This is a genomic window from Paratissierella segnis (assembly GCF_014385195.1).
Lineage (GTDB): Bacteria > Bacillota > Clostridia > Tissierellales > Tissierellaceae > Paratissierella > Paratissierella segnis.
Genome location: NZ_JACRTG010000030.1, coordinates 56,297 through 75,309 on the forward strand (window position 1 = coordinate 56,297; position 19,013 = coordinate 75,309).

At 33.5% G+C, this 19,013-nt stretch carries 13 protein-coding genes and 2 riboswitches; of the genes, 2 read left to right on the forward strand and 11 right to left on the reverse strand.

The window, feature by feature from the left end:
* Positions 1-4: 4 nt before the first annotated feature.
* From purE to H8707_RS12875, 11 genes are all read right to left on the reverse strand, one after another.
* Positions 5-484, reverse strand: coding sequence for a 5-(carboxyamino)imidazole ribonucleotide mutase (gene purE, locus H8707_RS12825; protein WP_262430541.1), 480 nt, complete (start codon positions 482-484; stop codon positions 5-7).
* 10 nt (positions 485-494) lie between these two features.
* Positions 495-4,181, reverse strand: a complete 3,687-nt coding sequence (locus tag H8707_RS12830; protein ID WP_262430542.1) for a phosphoribosylformylglycinamidine synthase — start codon at positions 4,179-4,181, stop codon at positions 495-497.
* A 143-nt stretch (positions 4,182-4,324) separates the two neighbouring features.
* Positions 4,325-4,426: riboswitch (purine riboswitch) on the reverse strand.
* Positions 4,419-5,105, reverse strand: a complete 687-nt coding sequence (locus tag H8707_RS12835; RefSeq protein ID WP_262430543.1) for a phosphoribosylaminoimidazolesuccinocarboxamide synthase — start codon at positions 5,103-5,105, stop codon at positions 4,419-4,421. It overlaps the preceding riboswitch by 8 nt.
* A gap of 157 nt (positions 5,106-5,262) precedes the next feature.
* A riboswitch (purine riboswitch) is annotated at positions 5,263-5,364 on the reverse strand.
* A 90-nt stretch (positions 5,365-5,454) separates the two neighbouring features.
* Positions 5,455-6,117, reverse strand: coding sequence for a YoaK family protein (locus H8707_RS12840; RefSeq protein WP_262430544.1), 663 nt, complete (start codon positions 6,115-6,117; stop codon positions 5,455-5,457).
* Positions 6,118-6,188: 71 nt separating this feature from the next.
* Positions 6,189-6,905 (reverse strand): ChbG/HpnK family deacetylase, encoded by a 717-nt coding sequence (locus H8707_RS12845; protein ID WP_262430545.1) that lies wholly within the window; start codon positions 6,903-6,905, stop codon positions 6,189-6,191.
* Positions 6,898-8,142, reverse strand: coding sequence for a PTS sugar transporter subunit IIC (locus tag H8707_RS12850; protein WP_262430546.1), 1,245 nt, complete (start codon positions 8,140-8,142; stop codon positions 6,898-6,900). The genes H8707_RS12845 and H8707_RS12850 overlap by 8 nt, the downstream gene beginning before the upstream one ends.
* A gap of 230 nt (positions 8,143-8,372) precedes the next feature.
* Entirely contained in the window at positions 8,373-9,680 is a 1,308-nt protein-coding gene (locus H8707_RS12855; protein WP_262430547.1) for a 6-phospho-beta-glucosidase, read from the reverse strand.
* Positions 9,673-10,005: a PTS lactose/cellobiose transporter subunit IIA gene (locus H8707_RS12860; RefSeq protein WP_262430548.1), complete on the reverse strand. Its 333-nt coding sequence runs from the start codon at positions 10,003-10,005 to the stop codon at positions 9,673-9,675. Before H8707_RS12860 ends, H8707_RS12855 begins: the two co-directional genes overlap by 8 nt.
* On the reverse strand, positions 10,006-10,323 hold the full coding sequence (locus H8707_RS12865) for a PTS sugar transporter subunit IIB (protein WP_262430549.1): 318 nt from the start codon (positions 10,321-10,323) through the stop codon (positions 10,006-10,008).
* A gap of 483 nt (positions 10,324-10,806) precedes the next feature.
* On the reverse strand, positions 10,807-13,512 hold the full coding sequence (locus H8707_RS12870) for a sigma 54-interacting transcriptional regulator (protein ID WP_262430550.1): 2,706 nt from the start codon (positions 13,510-13,512) through the stop codon (positions 10,807-10,809).
* Between the two features lie 242 nt (positions 13,513-13,754).
* Complete coding sequence (locus H8707_RS12875) at positions 13,755-15,824, reverse strand: hypothetical protein (RefSeq protein WP_262430551.1); 2,070 nt, start codon at positions 15,822-15,824, stop codon at positions 13,755-13,757.
* 665 nt (positions 15,825-16,489) lie between these two features.
* Between H8707_RS12875 and H8707_RS12880 the strand changes: the two genes are divergently transcribed.
* Both H8707_RS12880 and H8707_RS12885 read left to right on the forward strand, forming a co-directional pair.
* The gene (locus H8707_RS12880) at positions 16,490-18,043 is read left to right on the forward strand and encodes a hypothetical protein (protein ID WP_262430552.1); all 1,554 of its coding nucleotides are present in this window, start codon (positions 16,490-16,492) and stop codon (positions 18,041-18,043) included.
* A 67-nt stretch (positions 18,044-18,110) separates the two neighbouring features.
* Positions 18,111-19,001, forward strand: a complete 891-nt coding sequence (locus H8707_RS12885; RefSeq protein ID WP_262430553.1) for a DUF2935 domain-containing protein — start codon at positions 18,111-18,113, stop codon at positions 18,999-19,001.
* The last annotated feature ends 12 nt before the right edge of the window (positions 19,002-19,013 follow it).

The window sequence follows — 19,013 nt, forward strand, 5'->3', positions numbered from 1 at the left end:
CCCCTTACGAGTTAATCTGCCTATCCATCATAATAACTTCTTCCGCTATTTCCTTCTTATACTCTTTAAATTTCTTTCTTAACTCCGGATATTTGATTGACAACATCTGTACTGCCAGTAGTGCTCCATTTTCTCCTCCATCAATTGCTACGGTCGCAACGGGAACTCCCTTTGGCATCTGTACTACAGAAAGCAATGAATCAAGTCCGTCCATGGTAGATGATTTAGCAGGAATACCTATTACCGGAAGCGGTGTAATGCCTGCTATGATCCCTGCAAGATGTGCCGCCTTTCCGGCTATAGCGATGATAACCTCTATGCCGTTTTCTTCTGCTCCATTTGCAAATTCCAAGGCTTTATAAGGGGTTCTATGAGCTGATATGACCCTTGTTTCATAATCTACTCCAAACTTTTCTAAAATTTTAATCACCTTGCCGCTTATTTCCTTATCTGAAATACTTCCCATTACTATGCTGACTTTCATTTTTTCACTCCTAATCAAAGTATTTTACACCTGATTTAAATATTTTGTGTGTACCTTTTAAATCTATATTCTTATATATATTGCTGTCCAATCTTTCAATAGATGCGACTGTTCCTAAAATTCTTCCGTCTTTACTGCTTAGCGATTCTACAGCCATTTGTGAGCCTGTAGGATTGGATTTATAGAAGGTAGTTGCCACTTGTCCGTTTTCGATTAACTTATCTGCATTTTCACCTAAAATGATTCTTCCTTCCTTTGTAGCCAACGGTGAAGTATATATTTCTCCTACTTCCATACAATTCATCCATGGCGATAGATTTGAAATGACTTCAATATCCGCAAAGTCGGATAAAAATTTTCCTGAGCTATTATAGGTTAAAAATGGCGAAACATCTATAAGTCCCAATCTCAGCAATCCTGCCAGCCCTTCTCCGATTCCCAGGATCAATCCATCTTTAACATTTAAAAGTTCATTCAAGGACTCTTTTGCATATGAATTTGAGAAGATAAGTTTTATTAGCTTTCCGCTTCCTTCAGGTTCATCTCCATAAATTTGTCCATTTGGAAACCCTAGAATCTGACATTTCTCTATTTTCTTTGAAAGCTCTTTGAAGGACGATTCTATATATTTTTTATTCAATGATTTAAACACAAATGTTTCAACTTCTGCACCTGCATTTATAAAGCTTTGTGCCATATCGTATTCACCATGAGTACCGGTAAATATCGGAATCAATACCCTTGGCTTAACAATTTTGTGTTTGCTCTTTGCAATTTGCCCTCTATTATAGGGTTTGATTGAAGCTTGTTCGGAATCTCTATTTATTGGAAATACATCATTTAATGTACCTTCCCATTTTGCTGTTAAATCTTCTAATTCCATTGTTTCATCATTTATAATTATTTTTTCTTCTTTTATTGTTGTTCCGACTAAATCATAATAAATTCCTTCAAATAATTTCTCTATATTTTTATCGCTCTCTATCTCTAAAATAATTGAACCGTATAGAGGCTTAAATATTCTATCCAGAATATCTTCATTGAACTTAAATCCTATTCCATTTCCAAAGGACATTTCTGCAATGTTTCTGGCTATTCCGCCGTATTTAATGCTGGATGCGGATAGGACATATCCCGTGTCTATTAATTCTTTTATTCTGGTATAATTTTCTTTAAGCTGATCGAAATTCACCAATCCTTTATCATCTATGTTTAAATTTATAATTACTACATTTGAATTTACCTTTTTAAATTCCTTTGAAACAATATTTCCGATCTTTTCAGTTGAGACAGCAAAGCTAAATAAGGATGGAGGTACATTCAATTCACCAAAGCTTCCGCTCATACTGTCCTTGCCGCCTATACTTGGTAAATCTAAGCTTTTTTGAACTACAAAGGCACCAAGCAAGCTTGCAAAAGGCTTCCCCCATTTATGTGGATTATCTCCAAGTCTTTCAAAATATTCTTGGAAGGTTAATCGTATCTTTCTATAGTCCCCTCCTAATGCAACAATTTTTGCTATGGATTCAATAACTGCATAATATCCGCCATAAAAAGTACTCCATTTCCCCAGTTTTGGATCATATCCGCAGGTGAATATCGAACAAGTATTAGTATTCCCATTTAATACCGGAATCTTCGCTACCATTCCCTCTTGAGGAGTTAATTTATATTTCCCGCCCAATTGTGCTAATACTGTTCCTGAACCTATAGTATTATCAAATCTTCCTATAAGCCCTTTTTGAGATGCTATATTTAAATCGGATAAATTATCAATGAAAGCTTTGCATACATTCTGATCCTCTGCATGAACTGGATTTTCACTTAAATAGAACCCACTTTTAGGATTGGAAATATAGGCTTTACTTTCCTTTCGGATGCCATTGGTATCTAAAAATTCCCTATCTATATCAGCTATAATTTTCCCATTAGATTTCATTTGAAGCCTATTTTTATCTGTAACTTCTGCAATTACAGTTCCTTCTAAATCCTCTGCTTCAACTAATTTCATAAATGCTTCTATATCATTCTTGCTTATGACAACTGCCATTCTTTCCTGAGATTCGGAAAGTGCTATTTCTTCACCATTTAAACCCTTGTATTTCAACGGAACTTTATCTAAATCAATTAGTAATCCGTCAGCCAGTTCTCCCACAGCTACCGCTACTCCTCCGGCTCCAAAGTCATTGCATTTTTTAATCATTTTTGTCGCTTCCGGATTTCTAAAAAGCCTTACAATCTTTCTTTCCAATATAGGATTCCCTTTTTGTACTTCTGCTCCGGCTGTTTCCAATGATTCCTTGGTTTGAACCTTGGATGAGCCTACTGCTGCTCCCAAGCCGTCTCTTCCGGTTCTTCCTCCCAACAGTAATATCAAGTCGGTTGGCTCCGACTTTCCTCTAAATACTGATGCCTTTGGTGCTGCAGCAACCAATGCTCCCAGTTCCAATCTTTTTGCAACAAAATCTTCATCATAAAATTCATTTATATATCCTGAGGTAGCTCCTATTTGGTTCCCATAGGAACTATAACCTTCCATAGCTGTTTGAGTAATCTTTCTTTGCGAAAGCTTTCCTTCCAAAGTCGCATCAAAGCTTTGTCTCGGATCAGCTGAACCCGTAATCCTCATTGCTTGGTATACAAATGCTCTGCCTGACAACGGATCTCTAATACCACCACCAAGGCAGGTAGCTGCCCCACCGAAGGGTTCAATCTCTGTAGGATGATTATGGGTTTCATTCTTAAACATAAGAAGATACTTTTCATCTTTATTATCTACATCCACATCTATTTCAATGCTTGCTGCATTTATTTCATCCGTTTCTTCCTTATCTAATAACAATCCCTTTTTCTTGATTTCCTTCATATTGATAGTAGCTAAATCCATTAAACATATAGGGCGATCCTCTTCACCATAAACAAATTTTCTAGAGGCTAAATATTCCCCATAAGCCTTTTCAAATATTTCTTTATATTTCCCTTCTTCAAATTTAACATCATTTATCTCTGCCATAAATGTGGTATGTCTGCAATGATCTGACCAATAGGTATCAATGATCTTTAATTCCGCTATGCTTGGATCCCTTTTTTCACCTTGAAAGTATTTCCGGCAAAATAACAAATCGTCAGTGTCCATACCAAGTCCAATCTTATCCTTCATATCCCTAATTTGTCTTTCACTCATATTAACGAAGCCAGACGCAATTTCCGTCTCCTTCACTGCATCTCTTTCAATTTCATAGTTAAAAGACTCCAATTCAACTTCTTTACATTCTATCGGATTGATATAATAGGATTTTATTCTTTCTAATTCTAAATCGGATACATTTTTTAAAACAATTATCTTTGAATGATGAACATCTATATCTTCAAAGTTCAGATATTTACGTATCATCTCTTTTGTAGAATCTTCCCGCTGATTAAATTGCCCTCTATGATATTCAATGCGAAATGCCTTTTCACCATCATTTAATGTAATACTATCCTTATAAAGCAAATCAACATTCGGATCAAATAGAAGTTTTTCTATTATCTCTTCTGTCGAATGTTCAGTTGCGTTTATTAAGTCATAAACATTTAAAACCCTAACATACGAAAGACTGTCAATACCTAAATAATTCTTGAATTCATTCAACAAATTTTCTGCTTCTGCATTTACGTTACTTTTCTTTTCTATTATAATCCTTTTATATTCCATTTTTATCCTCCTTAAAATCATAAAGCCCAGTCAGGTAGGTGAGCGAAACCTACCCGACTGGGCTTTTATCCCTTCGGTGTAATACTTAAAACAAGTATCTGTACCGCTCGGTCCGGCAAGAATTAAGAATTATTCCTCGGATCCCTAGGTACACTTTCACTCATAGATAAATGATTTACGGTCATTTCGTAGAGACATCCCAACCATATTATGGGACTTATATGAGCCTTATATTATTTAGTTTTTCATCATCAATTCTTCCAACTTAAGGGGTTCTATATATTCCCCATCTTTATATGCTCTCATATTCCCTCCTGATATTTCATCGATTAGGGCAATATGATTATCATCTCCTACTCTTCCAAATTCAAATTTTATATCGTATAATTCCAATCCTTTTTTAGCTAATTCATCCTTGACAATATTGCCAATTCTTTTAGTAAGCTCAACTAAAACATCATATTCTTTCTTAGTCATTATACCCAGCATTTCTAGAGCTTCATTGGTTATCAACGGGTCATTTCTCAAATCATCTTTTAGTGTGACTTCCACATATGCATCCAGAACTTGTCCTTCTTTTGCATATAGTCCGTATCTCCTTAAAAAGCTTCCGACAGCTCTATATCTGCATATAACTTCTACTCCTTTGCCAAACATCTTAGCAGGCAATACAGTCATAGTTGCGTCCTCTATACTTGAGTTGATATAATGAGTCGGTATATCTAAATCCTTCAACTTCTCAAAGAAGAACTTTGTAAGTCTGAGTCCTGATTTTCCCATGCCTTCAATCGTCAAGCCTACGGTATTTGCTCCCGGATCGAATACTCCGTTTTCACCTGTAACTTCGTCCTTAAATTTTAATAAATAATTTCCGTTTTCCAAAGCATATACATCTTTAGTCTTTCCTTTGTATACAAGATTCATAATCATCTCACCTCTTATAAAATATCACAATTAACAAAAACAAATATGCCCAGTCAGGTAGGAAGCGAAACCTACCCGACTGGGCTTTTATCCCTTCGGTGTAATACCTAAAACAAGCATCTGTACCGCTTGGTCCAGCAAGAATAAACTTCGGAACCCTAGGTACACTTTCGCTCATAGCCAAATGATTTCAGGTCATTTAGTAGAAACGTTTCAACCATATTATGAAACTTATATGAGCTATATTCATCTTTACAAATAGATAATAACAGTATGTCCCACATATGTCAATAGGGAAATAAATATCATCGAAATTTTAATTGGTATGTTTATGCAATTAAAACTGATCTTATATTAACCAATCGATAAAACAAAATAAATAAGGAATCACGCATATACCTGATGCAATTAATAGCATAGTACCATTACCAAAACATGAGACAATACTGCCAAAGTATGCTCCAATTATAAATAAAATTACTACCAGCAAATAGCATAAAATATCATTTAAAATATCCAGATTTTTTAGAATCATTAATTTCCCTAGAGATGCATACAGGTTCCTTAGATTCCCAGCCATTATTCCATTGTTTGACACATTATTATTTATTAATCTAAAAAAATTTAATGCCATTGCGGACATAAAACTTAATATAAAAATACTTATAGTATCTGAAAAATAATTATCAAAAATCGAATAAACCCATATTATTGATGAAAATAATGTCCATCTAATTATCAAAGTCTTAAAACTCATTTCTGTTTTCAATAAAATAATAGTGGAAAAAAAACAACCTAGTGCAAATCCAATCACCAAGGAAAATTCATTAGACAAATCTATATTCCCCTTAGAAAGTTTAATAGCCATATTGATCAAATTCCCTGTTTGAACACTAATTAGATTAGAGTCATTGAATACTAGCGAATAAACGTTAAGATATCCAAGCAACATGGTAGGCAAGCTAGTCATTATTGTTAAAATCCTATTAGTACTACTATCAAAAGATTCCATAACCAAACAACAAAATCCTTTCCATTGAATGTCATCATATATTTAAGATTCTAAATGATGGAAACATCTTGTTATAGTTTATTTCTTCTTTCTGGTATAACTAATTCAAAACCATTCTCCCTAATAAAATCTTTCACCTCTTGTGAGCAAAGTGCTTCTATTTCCTTAGTTCTTCCATAGCTGTACCCTGACATTGAGATAAGTTCTTCATCACAGAAACCAGGATTAGTTACAAGCTCCAATGTAGGAACTGGGGTATAAAGTGTCAAAATTTCTTTAATTTTTTCTACCGTTGCATCTTCAGCATAAAACCCTCTTAGAAATAAATATGGTGAATCTACAACTCTTGCAGTAAATCTGTATTCTTCAATTAGTCTTCGAGTTATTGGTTGAAAGCGAGGATAATAATGAAATCCATGGTGCCCATCTATCTGTAATGGAACATAGCCTACATACTTTATAAATTCTTCAATTTGTGCCTTCCATTCAAGATATATCTCGTCAACATCCGCCTCATTTACAATACGATCAATATTCTTAATAAAATATCCATTTTTATCAGTTAACGTATTATTCTTTGTTAATGACTTCCCTATAGTTAGATTAAGGTGTACCCCACCACCCAATGTAGGTGTGTTTTTTAGTTCTTTAGCTGCAATTTTGAAATAATCCATGTTTGTCATTGCAGTTGTAAAAGTTACAATCCCATTATGGTGCGCATATAAAATACCATCTGAAATACCTTTTGTAAAACCATAATCATCCGCAGTTACTACAACTTTAATCATCTAATTCTCCTCCGCATTCTAATTTAAGTCTATTCTTTTCTTCAATCTTAAAAAATGGATAATAAATCACAACAGAAATAAATATTCCACATATTGACCAAATAGCAGCACGAATATCATTTCCTGCAGCTAAGAAAGAACTGATTGGCGTTGGTAATATCCATAGCATATTTAATACAGGTCTTCCAATAATATTAAAGTACATCAATAAATACGTGCTTATTGTTAACACAAGGTCACTTACAATAAACGGAATCATCATCATTGGATTCATTACAATTGGATATCCAAAAATAATCGGTTCGTTAATATTACATATTGCTGGTACAATAGTCAATTTTCCAAAAGTTTTGAAGCCTTTTTCTTTTGATAATAACATCAAAATTGCTAATCCAAGCGTGGCGCCTGCACCACCATGTGATACAAAGCATTGGACAAAGCCTTGCGCAGTGATGTATGGAATGGCTTCCCCTGCTAAATATGCTTCATTATTGGCTGCAAGATAGGTTAAAAATATTGGCATGCCTACAGCATTCATGACTGACATTCCATGAATTCCAAAGCACCAAAGAACCTTAGCAACAAACATGAATACAACAATACCCGGTAAAGTATTTAATCCAAATACAAGTGGAGCAAAAATTGCATTAATAGTTGCTTGAATATCAATTCCAAATACTGCCTTTGTTAAGAATAATACAGTAATAATTATTGCCCCTGGAACAATTGCAGCAAATGATTGAGATACAGCTGGTGGTACGGTATCAGGAAATTTAATATAAAGGCTTTTCTTAACGCAAATACGTAAAACAAATACTGAAAATATTGCAACTATAATTGCAGTAAAGATACCTTTTGAACCAAATCCTGCAGTTGATATCGAAAAGTCTTTATCAATTTGAAGCATCATAAAACCAGCAAATGATAATAACCCTCCTGTAAAGCTATCCATTTCATATGCTTCTGCAATATAATATCCAAGTGAATATGCGGTATATAGTGCAATTATACCCATTGTCATCATATTGGGAACTTCAAGCATATCATGAAATGGAGCAATTATTCTTTGCCATGCCCCGATTGGTAATTGCTGCATGACCAGAAATATACTCCCAATTATTGTAATAGGAACTGTTGCCATCATGCCATTTCTTAATCCTATAAGAAAAGGAATCCTTGCTAACTTTCCAAAAAACGGTGCCATTTTTTCTTCGAAAAATTTTTCTAATTTGTCCATCTAATTAACCTCCCTTTTATATTTATCTTGTATTGAACTATAAATAATTTCGTATTTTAGAAGAAAGTATTATAAATCTACCATTTAATGTTTTTTATCTTAATTATATTTCCAGCATTAACTCATAGAAAATGCAAATATGTCGTGTCCCTAAAGATAAAAACAAAACACCTGCTGCATAAACACAAAAACTATTGTAGCAACAATTCAATATTCAAGGCATAAGTAATTTAATACTGTGGCAAATAATATTTGTTCTGTTCAATAATGTCATCTAATATTTTCTTTGCTATCATCGCTGACGGAACAAGTGGATTTACTGTTAAAGCTTGAAGTGCTGCATCATAATTGCCGTTAACCCCTGCCTCAATAGTCAACTCTTCATAAGCTTTCACTACCTGCATTAATCCTCTTATCTTAGTAGGTACATGTCCAATGCTTAACGGATGAGCCCCAGCTTTATCTATTACTGCATTTGTTTCTATCACGACATCATCAGGTAAGTCCAAGATAGTGCCATTGTTTTTTACATTGACAACTCGTATATCTTTTTTATCGTTATATATAGAATTTATTAATGAACACGCTGCATCAGAATAGTGTGCCCCTCCCCTTTTCTCCAGTTGAGGAGGTTTCACATTAAGATCAAGGTCCTTATATAACTTAAATAATTCTTCTTCTATTTTCTTTACCTGCTCACCCCTTGTACCCAATGTTTGAGCATCTTTCTTTATTTCCTCTAACATTTGATCTGTCAAATAATAATACCTGTGATACGGGCAGGGATACATTCCCAGTGAGCTGATAAACTCCGGCTCCCACGGAATATCAGCCACATTTTTCATAGACATCGATTTTCCGATTCCTAAACTATATATCAATTTATCCGTTACGTCTTCTCCGTCTAAATATACATGTGTACCCCATACAAGATGATTAAGTCCGGCAAAATCAATCGATACTCTATTAACATCTACACCCATTATTTCAGCAGCACCATAAACCATACCTATTGGAACGTTGCAAAGGCCTATCGCCTTTACCTTTGTATGCTTTAGTACTGTTTCTGTTATAATTCCAGATGGATTAGTGAAGTTTATTAGCCAAGCATCAGGCGCAAGTTCTTCTATATCTTTACAAATATCCAATATAACCGGTATAGTTCTTTGAGCTTTTGCAAATCCTCCAGGACCTGTTGTCTCCTGCCCTATTACATCATACTTTAGTGGTATTTTCTCATCTCTAATCCTCGCATCCAACAATCCTACCCTAAACTGTGTAGTAACAAAATCTGCATCTTTTATTGCTTCCCTTCTGTCAAGGGTTAAATGGACATTTATATTCACACCAGCATTTTTAATCATACGCTTTGCTAAGTTTCCTACTATATCTAGCTTTTCTTTTCCTTCTTCAATATCCACTAAATATAAATCTTTGACTGGCAATTCGTCATACCTTTTTATAAAACCTTCGATCAACTCAGGGGTATAGCTCGATCCGCCTCCTATCGTTGCTATCTTAAGACCTTTCTTAGGCATTGGCAAAATCCCCTTCCCTTTGATATATCGTTTTATACAATTCAACCATCTCACCAATTAATTCTTTAGCAAGAATTGCTGTCATAAGATGATCTTCTGCATGCATCAATAAAAGTGTAACCTGCCGTCTATCACCTAATGCCTCTTTTTGCAACATATCAGTTTGTACATGATGAGCCTCTAAAAGTTTTTCATTTGCTTTCTTGATACAATCTTCCGCCTCAGAAAAGCTACCATTTTTTGCATATTTTAAAGCCTCAAAACAATCGCTTCGTGCATCCCCAGAATAGGATATTATAGTAAAAATAATTTGTTCCAAGTCCATTCAATTTTCTCCTTTTTCTGCTAAATCTAGTGCCAACTTCAATGCTTTTTCACCATCTACCCTTCCATAAATTTGAGGCGATATAACATCACATTGTTTACCTTTTGATTCTATAACCTCTTTAACTTCTTTCTCCCTATATCTCACCTGTGGTCCCAACAGAAATATATCATAGCTGTCCACATGTTTTTTTAGTTCATCTATTGGTGCTGCATCAATACTTATATCATTATATCCCATATCATCTGCACTCTTTAGCATCTTTTTTACTAATAAGCTTGTTGACATTCCTGCTCCACACATAAGTAATATCTTCATAGTCGCTCACCTTCCTTATAATTTTTGTGTTTTTTCTAAGCCCATCTTTTTCTAACAATCTTTTTCCACTTCATTCCCCCTTTCAATTATTATTTTCTGTGATTATTTTAAGCAATAATCATGCCAAATATTAATTTCATATTAAAGTGCTGAGATTTAGTGACTTCTATCCGTATAAAGGCATAGTGTATAAATCTGTATAGTTAAATTATTGTGATCTATACTGATACCCTATTGAACAGAATAAGCCATTTTTATTATAACGAGAATATCTTTTTGAATAAAAAAACTCTGAATCACCTTATTTACAAGGTCTATCAGAGTTTTTTGATCTCATAACAGTCAAAGAAAAGATTTATCCAAATAATATTCCAAGTTTAATTTATACGATTACAGCTCTGAGCTTATGTGCTAATATTTATAAATAAACTTGTGTATAGATATGTATCGTTTAATATATTTAGTTTATACAGTTATATATTATTATACTGAATAAATCATTCTCATTATAACAGTATATTCATCGTCTGATAAAAAGACGTTAAAAGCTTTATTTACAGGGCTTAAGGAAGTCTTTATAATTTCATATTTGGTAATATTTCCAGCTATTATGGCTTTACAATTTTCTATTTGTATCAATTCTCCTCCCTGCAATACACGTTCTATAGCACAGGCAATATGAAGTATCAAGCCAATAAGTTTATCACCATCAAGATCTACTCCATTCTTTATAATATTTAAATAAAATTCTTTAAAGGAATCAATATATTTTTCAGCGTCTAAATCAAGGTTTTCTATGATTATATCTTTCATATTATCAATTGTTTTTATAGTACCCTTATAACTAATCTGCGTCTTTAAATTATCAATTTTTTGATTATCAAATAAATCAGTTGTTGAAATATAATTTAACGAGTCGTCGTCTGGATTAAATGCACTTACAACAGCAAGAATATTTTTTTCTCTTTTTATATTTTGAAGCTTTCTCTTAAATTCTTTTTTATTCTCAATATTTAAAGGTATAATATCTACTTCGTTTCCTATATGTCTAAGTTTATTTTCCAAAATTGACTTAAGTTTTAAAGCTGTACCTTCGCCTGTAATACAGGCAGTTATTATAACGTCTTCTTTAAAGCCATTCTGCATTTCAAAATTATCCTTGTATATTCTACCTATATATGGGCTTAGATTTATTGAAGCATCATATACCTCATCAAGGCTGGAATTTAATAGGGCTTTTCTCCCGGCTTCCAACACAATTGGAGTAGATACCATTTCTATGGTTTTAATTGGAATGCCTGTCCTCTCATGGATCATATCCCCAAAGATAACTAAAGAACCCATGTCTACAAGAAGTAATATTCCCTTGGTTTTGTTAGCTTTCTTTATAATCGCTGTTAAATTATTCAATGCCACCTCGAATTTTTGATCAAGGGGCATATTATATCCTATAACAAAGTCCTCCCCAAGCAGTCTGTTAGCAACATCTGAAATAGAGGTCGCCGCAGTATCACCATGCATTGCCACAATTACACCAACCTTTTCATTTTCGCTGGTTTCATCAAGATCTAAACATAGAAACATTGTAATAAATCCTATTTCCTCATCTGGGATATTCAAATCAAATTTTTCACGAATTATTGGTCTTAATCCAGTAGCCACTTTATACTCTTCTGGATAAATATTCTTGATATCAGTTAACTGATAATTTTCTATCTTCTTTCCATTTAATATTCTTTCTATGGAACTTGCTAGATGCATAGACAGTCCAAACAATGTTCTCTCACTAAACTGTCTTTTTAACTCTTTTCCAGATAGTTGCAAAAAATTATCGACTATATCAACAATTTTTTTGTCAACTACCTTATATAATTCCTCTAAATTTTTTTTGCTCATATCATTCATATATCTTTTGATATATGTTTCTATATCTAAATTCATAATGAGTTTTATGTCCGATTCATCTAGCCCTTTTCCCACCAACTTATTCCTTTTATCTTCAAGAACTTCATAGAGATTTAATTCATTTTTATCTATATATATCTGCTTGCTATTATCATCCTTAGAAAATTTAATTATATCACCATTTATAAACTTATCTATTTTATCCCTGTTTTCTTTATATTTTATAAGACCTCTTCTTACATAGGCAGGTAGGTCTTCAGTATGCACAACCACCATTGTATCCTTTTTCATTATCACATCAAGATATGCCTTTGCTGAACAAAGTTTAATATCACTTTTAAGTTCACCTATATTATTTGGACAGTCATAAAGCAAAAGTGCTTTGAGCACGTTTGACGTAATTGAAATGTCATTATTTATTGTGGCAGCTTCATCACTAAAAAAGTACTTGATCAGTTGAAACCTTTCTTCAAGTGCCCTATCACGCAGAGGTGGAATATGTATTATCATAGGTATTCGTCTTATGAAAGTTTTTAATAGTGTGGATTCAACATTCTCTGTCGTTGCACATACTATTAGGATATTCACCTTATGAAGTACTTCTGTTTCACCAAGGCATCTATATAGTCCTTTATCAATAAGATAAAAAAGCATTTCCTGTCCTTCAGGTGGTAATCTATGGATCTCATCTAGAAATAAAATACCATTGTTAGCCTTTTCAACAAATCCTGTCCTATCCCTATCTGCACCTGTATAAACTCCTTTTTTTACACCAAAAAGCTGTGACATGAGAAGTTGTGGATTATTAGCATAATCAGCACAATTAAATTCTACAAATGGTGCATTAGAGTTTATTTTACCAATTTCTTTTGCATATTCATACATAACTTTTGCAAACATCGTCTTTCCAGTTCCCGTTTCTCCCAAGAGAAGCGTATGCAAACCATTAGGCGGATAAATAACTGCTGCTCTTGCTTGTTGAATAGAGTTTTTCAGACTTTTATCGCTACCAATAATATCATCAAATTCATCTCTTTCTGCATTTCCAGTACACACCATATTTCTTGCATCACCTTTAATCTTATAGAGAACGGGTTTTCCCTCCAATTTTATTACCCTATCAGCTTTATATAGGCTGTTTAAATCACTTGATGCATTAGTCCTTTGTACGTTAATAGCATTAGCTATTTCTGTAGTAGAAAATCCCCGAATTTCCCCATCTTCCTCATATTGGTTTATGCACATTTCCTTAAGTTTTAGATAAACCTTTTCCGTTCTTTTCATAAAATTGCCTCCCCATGGCATTAATTATATCATAAAGCGATACACATTAAAACACATACTAGGAAAAGTATACTTTGAAACTTTAAAAAACTTAATTGCAAAAATAAATTAAACAGAATCCCAACCCTTTCAACCAAATAAGTGTACCATAATGTAAATAATAATATAAAGTGGAAAGTTAATTACCTTCCACTTTATATATGCTTTCTATCTGTACTTGAAATAAACAATAATAGTCAATTTTAAATCTTAGCCTTATATTTGTTTAGACGATCCATATATTGCAACAACTTATCAGCATCTTTTACTTTCCCCTTCTGAGAATCTGTCAATGCTTGATAAATGTCATATATTTCTTTAACAGTATCATAATCCTTAATACCCAGTTTATCAGCATCATTTAGGTATCTGATACGAATATCGATAGCTACAGGCTCTATCATCTCTAGGCGGTCAATTAATTCAGGATCAAGTTCACCTCTTTGCTCAGGTGTCAGCTCATTTACCAAATCACGAACACGTTTTACAAATATAGCATCAGAAAGGGTCGCTCCATTTCCGCCACTAACAACTGAACGGTCACCATCGAAACGCTGTCCTACAACATTGTTTGAACCGGTTTCAGTTAAATACTTAAGAAGATTATTAACAACATTTACCTCTTCTGTAGAAGTCATAAGCCAAGGGAAGGTCAACGGATCCTTAAACGAAAAATTAACCCAAGCAATACCAATGTTCTGTTTTGGATTTGATATCTCAGCCAATTTTATACCAAAACTTTTTATTACAGGATCTTCAAATGCATAATACCATTGTCTATCAGCTTGGTATCCTATTTGGTAGATAACATCATTATCAGGATAATAATCGGCAAAAAGCTTAAATTCACGTCCACATCCCATTCCATCTCCGGCTTTTGCTTTGGGATCATCATATATACCACTAGATTCACCATCAAATGATCCAAATCCTTGACTATCGTTACAGAAAACAAGTTTTTCACCTGAACCATTTCCTCCACGATAGGTGGTTGGTAGCCATGTTGCAGCATAATGTTTCAAAATGAGTTGCTTGCCAGGACCCCAAGTCTTAGACAAATACTCATTCCATTCCTTAGCTCTCTCGTCTGTGACTGGGATTCCTGAGTCTTCCTCAACTCCCCAGTACCACTCAACATCAATAGCAAAACCCTTCACACATTTGTGATTTGCAACATCGAAGACATCATAGTAAATATCCATAAGAGTCTTCATATCGGCAAAAGCAGATTCAACCTGCAAATATATATCGATATTATGCTTATCAAAATAGTCAAGATAGACTTCTTGTTCTAATTGTGTCGAGGATGCTTTCCTAAAGGTAATATTTTCATTGCGCCATTCATCCTCTGTCTTTCCCTTATATTTCCCCTCAAAGTCCTTGATATCGTCGAAATTCCTATCTATTAGACATGAACCTGCAGGTCCGCTATCATCATCAAGCATTCCAGTAATCCATATATATGTGGACTTAGACCCCGGGAAATAATTCTGCATTTTATCGTCAATAAGCTGCCAATTTTCTAGGGACAAGCTGGTTCCATAACTGGTGCTACGGGCACCCGATAACTTTATATTTGAAGGAAGAACATCATTAGTGCCCTCCGCCTTCTTCAACACCTCATAATTTGATACAATCGATTTCTGATCATCAGTCAAAGCATCGTATGATGCTCTTACCTCCCTAACCTCAGAACCAACAAATGGGTCCATAGCTTTAATCTTTTCCTGAATGATCTTGGCTATTTTATAATCTTCCTTGAAAGATGGATTCAATACTTCTTCACAATATTCATCCATGGCTTCAAGCTTGGTGTAACTGGTAACAAGCTGCTTTTGCTCCTCACTCATGTTATCATATTCCTCATCCAGCACCCACAGTCCAAGAGAACGTGCCCATTCAACGGGAGCCTTGGGATTACCCGTATATAAATCATCTATCCACAGGTTAAGAATCTTTGCTTCAGCAGTTTCCAACGTATTAAGATTTGAATTAGCTTTAGCATTAATGATCATCATCTTATCAGCATCAGACAGTCTGTCAAACAATCTTCTTGCCAAGACAACTGATTCACGATCCTCAATGGATTGAACATCAATAGCTGCTATGGCGTCTTTCACTGCTTCTGTTGCAGCTTTACGCGCATCATCTATGCCTTGTGTCACAGATACATCAGCATTTTTAAGGGTTTGTGCAAATGAATTCACAGGTAGAATTGAAAACAACATACATAATACCATAATTGCTGTCACTACTTTTTGCCTAAGTTTCATCATTATCATCTTCCTTTCAAATATAAACTATACTATCAGTCAGCACGAAAAACATCTCATATTCAGAAAACTGATACTTTTACACTCCCTTCTCGATTATTGTTTTATCAATTATTTAAGCAAATATCATGCCAAATTAAACTAACATAATAATAGCTTGATTAATGTACCTTCTATTCATATAGAAACAATGTGTATGAATCCGTATCCTTTACTACAATAATCAATACGGATATGTGTATTAGCCTGAATAAATGATTTTATTATAACAATTTATCTATAGTTTGAAAAAGAAATGCAGCTTTCTTCTTTAGTGGTTTAAATTAATATTTTTAATTTATACTTTACTATATTTCCCTTTATTATTAGCCTGCACTTTTATATCTGTATTAATTCTTCGTTCCCTTAATACACGTTCTTTAAATGCAGCAAGAGATGCTCCAACAACTCTTCGCTCTTAGTTCTTGATTCTTCACTATCTTTAAAAGCGGAGACCCTTCGAGAGCAATGTTTATACTGTCCGCCTCAACCTTAGACTGCAAAGAGTACACGGCAGGACGACCCGAAGGTAATTGTGAACTGTGAATTATAAACCGATTCTGTAACCTGTTTGTTACCCAAAATTTGACTAATGATTTATAATTATTATAGAAAGGAGCTATTATATGGTTAAAAAAGTAGCAATGATAATATGCTTAATCATCCTTACCACTTTCTTATTTACAGGATGTGAAAATGAAATACTACCTGAATCCATACCATTGGAAGACTCGTTGAGAGAAATAATCCTTTCCAAAGGAAAAAATTACAATTTTTTAGATGATAAGCTATTTATGTCCAAGGTAGAGGAATATGCAAATACATTGATGCAGTCTAGATTATCTAACATAGAACACTATGCTATCGAAAATTTAGATGATGACAATATCCCCGAGTTAGTTGTATTTATTGAAAGAAACCCTAAAGACGTAGAAGACCAAGGAACACTTGGAGTATATAAATTTACCGGTGAAAAATATGAGCTTCTGGATAAAGTGAATATGAACTATGACAATACAAATTATATACTTAAAATAGGAAAGATTTCGTCTTCTAAAAACGGGATATTGTTGAGCAATCAAGTCGGTGCTCATTCAGGAGTTACCTATGGCTTTATTCTGGAAAACGACAAACTTATGAGTATCCTAAATGATAAAAAAATTTCTTTGATCTCCGTATATACAAATAATGCAATAAGAGATATTGACGGTGATGGCATTTTGGAATTCAGCATTTATACATTGGATCCTGAAGCTGAAAATATGAATACAGAAAATATTGATAAATTGATTCTATGGTATAAATGGGATGAGAAGGATAGCGGTAAACTTGTAAAAGTTGAAAGAAAACCGGCTGAGTATAAACTACAGCATAAAGAAATGAAAGCAAATAATCTCGATTTGACAGAAATATCAAAGGATAAGCTGATAAAATATTTAATAGATAATAAACAACAATTTGAAAAAAATACGCTTACAGAGATTATTGAAACTCATATAAAATATCTAAATAATAAAATGGATGATAGAAATGCTGAACTTTCCAGTAGATTGATTAATTTCAAGAAAAACACATCCTCTGATAACCTTGAACTGTCCATTGAGCGATTAAATGATCCTGAATATCTGAAAAGGGAAACTATACTAAAGACTGAACCTGATTTAAAAGAAAATTTGATTAATAGTTTAAACATGGGATATAAATTGTATTTAGTTGATGGAACATATTGTTATAGAATAGACTATCAAAAACTTTTGGATAACTTTGGAGACAATATGAATAAATATTTTAAAGATTATTTGAAGATTAAAGCCTCAAATATAAATGAACCATATTTGAGAGATGGTATAGTGAATATATCTTTAGATAAATTAGCAGAAAGAATAGTGGAGCTGGAAAAATACAAATTGACATATCCCTATTCAAAATATTTAAATGAAGTAAATGAAATGTATAAATCATATATATTGAGCTTTTTGTTTGGAAGTGAAAAAACTCCGACATATGATTTACAAAATACAAAGTTTAATGAGAAGCTAATTCCTATGTTCTTAGAAATATCCAATAAATATGAACAAACTTATTTTGCTGATGTAATAAAAGACTTTTTAAACAATCTAGTTTTAAACTCAAATTTGGTTGATCCAACAATAAAGGCAAATATAATTAATTCACTATAATAATCATAATTCCCCCTTCCTTAAATATACTATAAAGAGTTGTTTTATACATGGGAGGGGGAATTTTATGTTGCCTAGGGAGAAATATATACAAATTTCCTTGGAGATCAATCTATTCTATCAACGAATAATGAAGGAACATATGTTGCTTATTGAAACACACTTACCATCAGTAGAAACTGCATTAATTACAGAAGCTGATTCACTAAAGATAAGCATGGAACAAATACTTTCCGAAACGGTAATACTTGCAAATGGAAATATCTCAGAAGAATCAATAGAATCACATAGTATCGTTACACCATTTACCTTGCCTTGCGAAGAAATAACTTCCAAGCTCACAGGAGCTACAATTAATACCAATATTACCATGGCAGAATTAAAGCTAGAAGCAGGCACTCCGAGTTGCACCCCTTGGCTGGAGATGGAAATTGATGATATCAATAGGCGAACCCTAAATTTATTAGATGTAATTATTAGTTATAAGAAAAAATTGATGGAATGGGTACTCAATTGCAAAGTGTTCCTAATGATTTATCCCGAAATGCTTGAACATCTGATAAGGGAAGCACGACTTTATAAGAGAATATTGAACTGTTTACTGGATAGAAAACTCCCTGAATTTACTCTTTGTGAAGAATTAGATTTCTGGAACAATATAATGGGAGAACATGCGGAGTTTATAGATGGAATGTTGGATCCAACGGAAAAAGATTTGAAAGAAAAAGCCAGAGGATTTATAGCTAGATTTGAAAGACTAGTCGAGGAATGCATCAAAACAGCAGAAAAATTGATAATCCAAGAGAGCTTAGTGGCTACAGAAGATTTAAGGGATTATGAAATTGATGCAACTATAGGACTTTTAGAATGTAAAATAAGGTCTGTTATACCCCCAATTCTCGCTGATCATGTATTGCGAGAGGCTTATCACTATATTCTAATTCTCAATCATAAATGATAACATACCAAA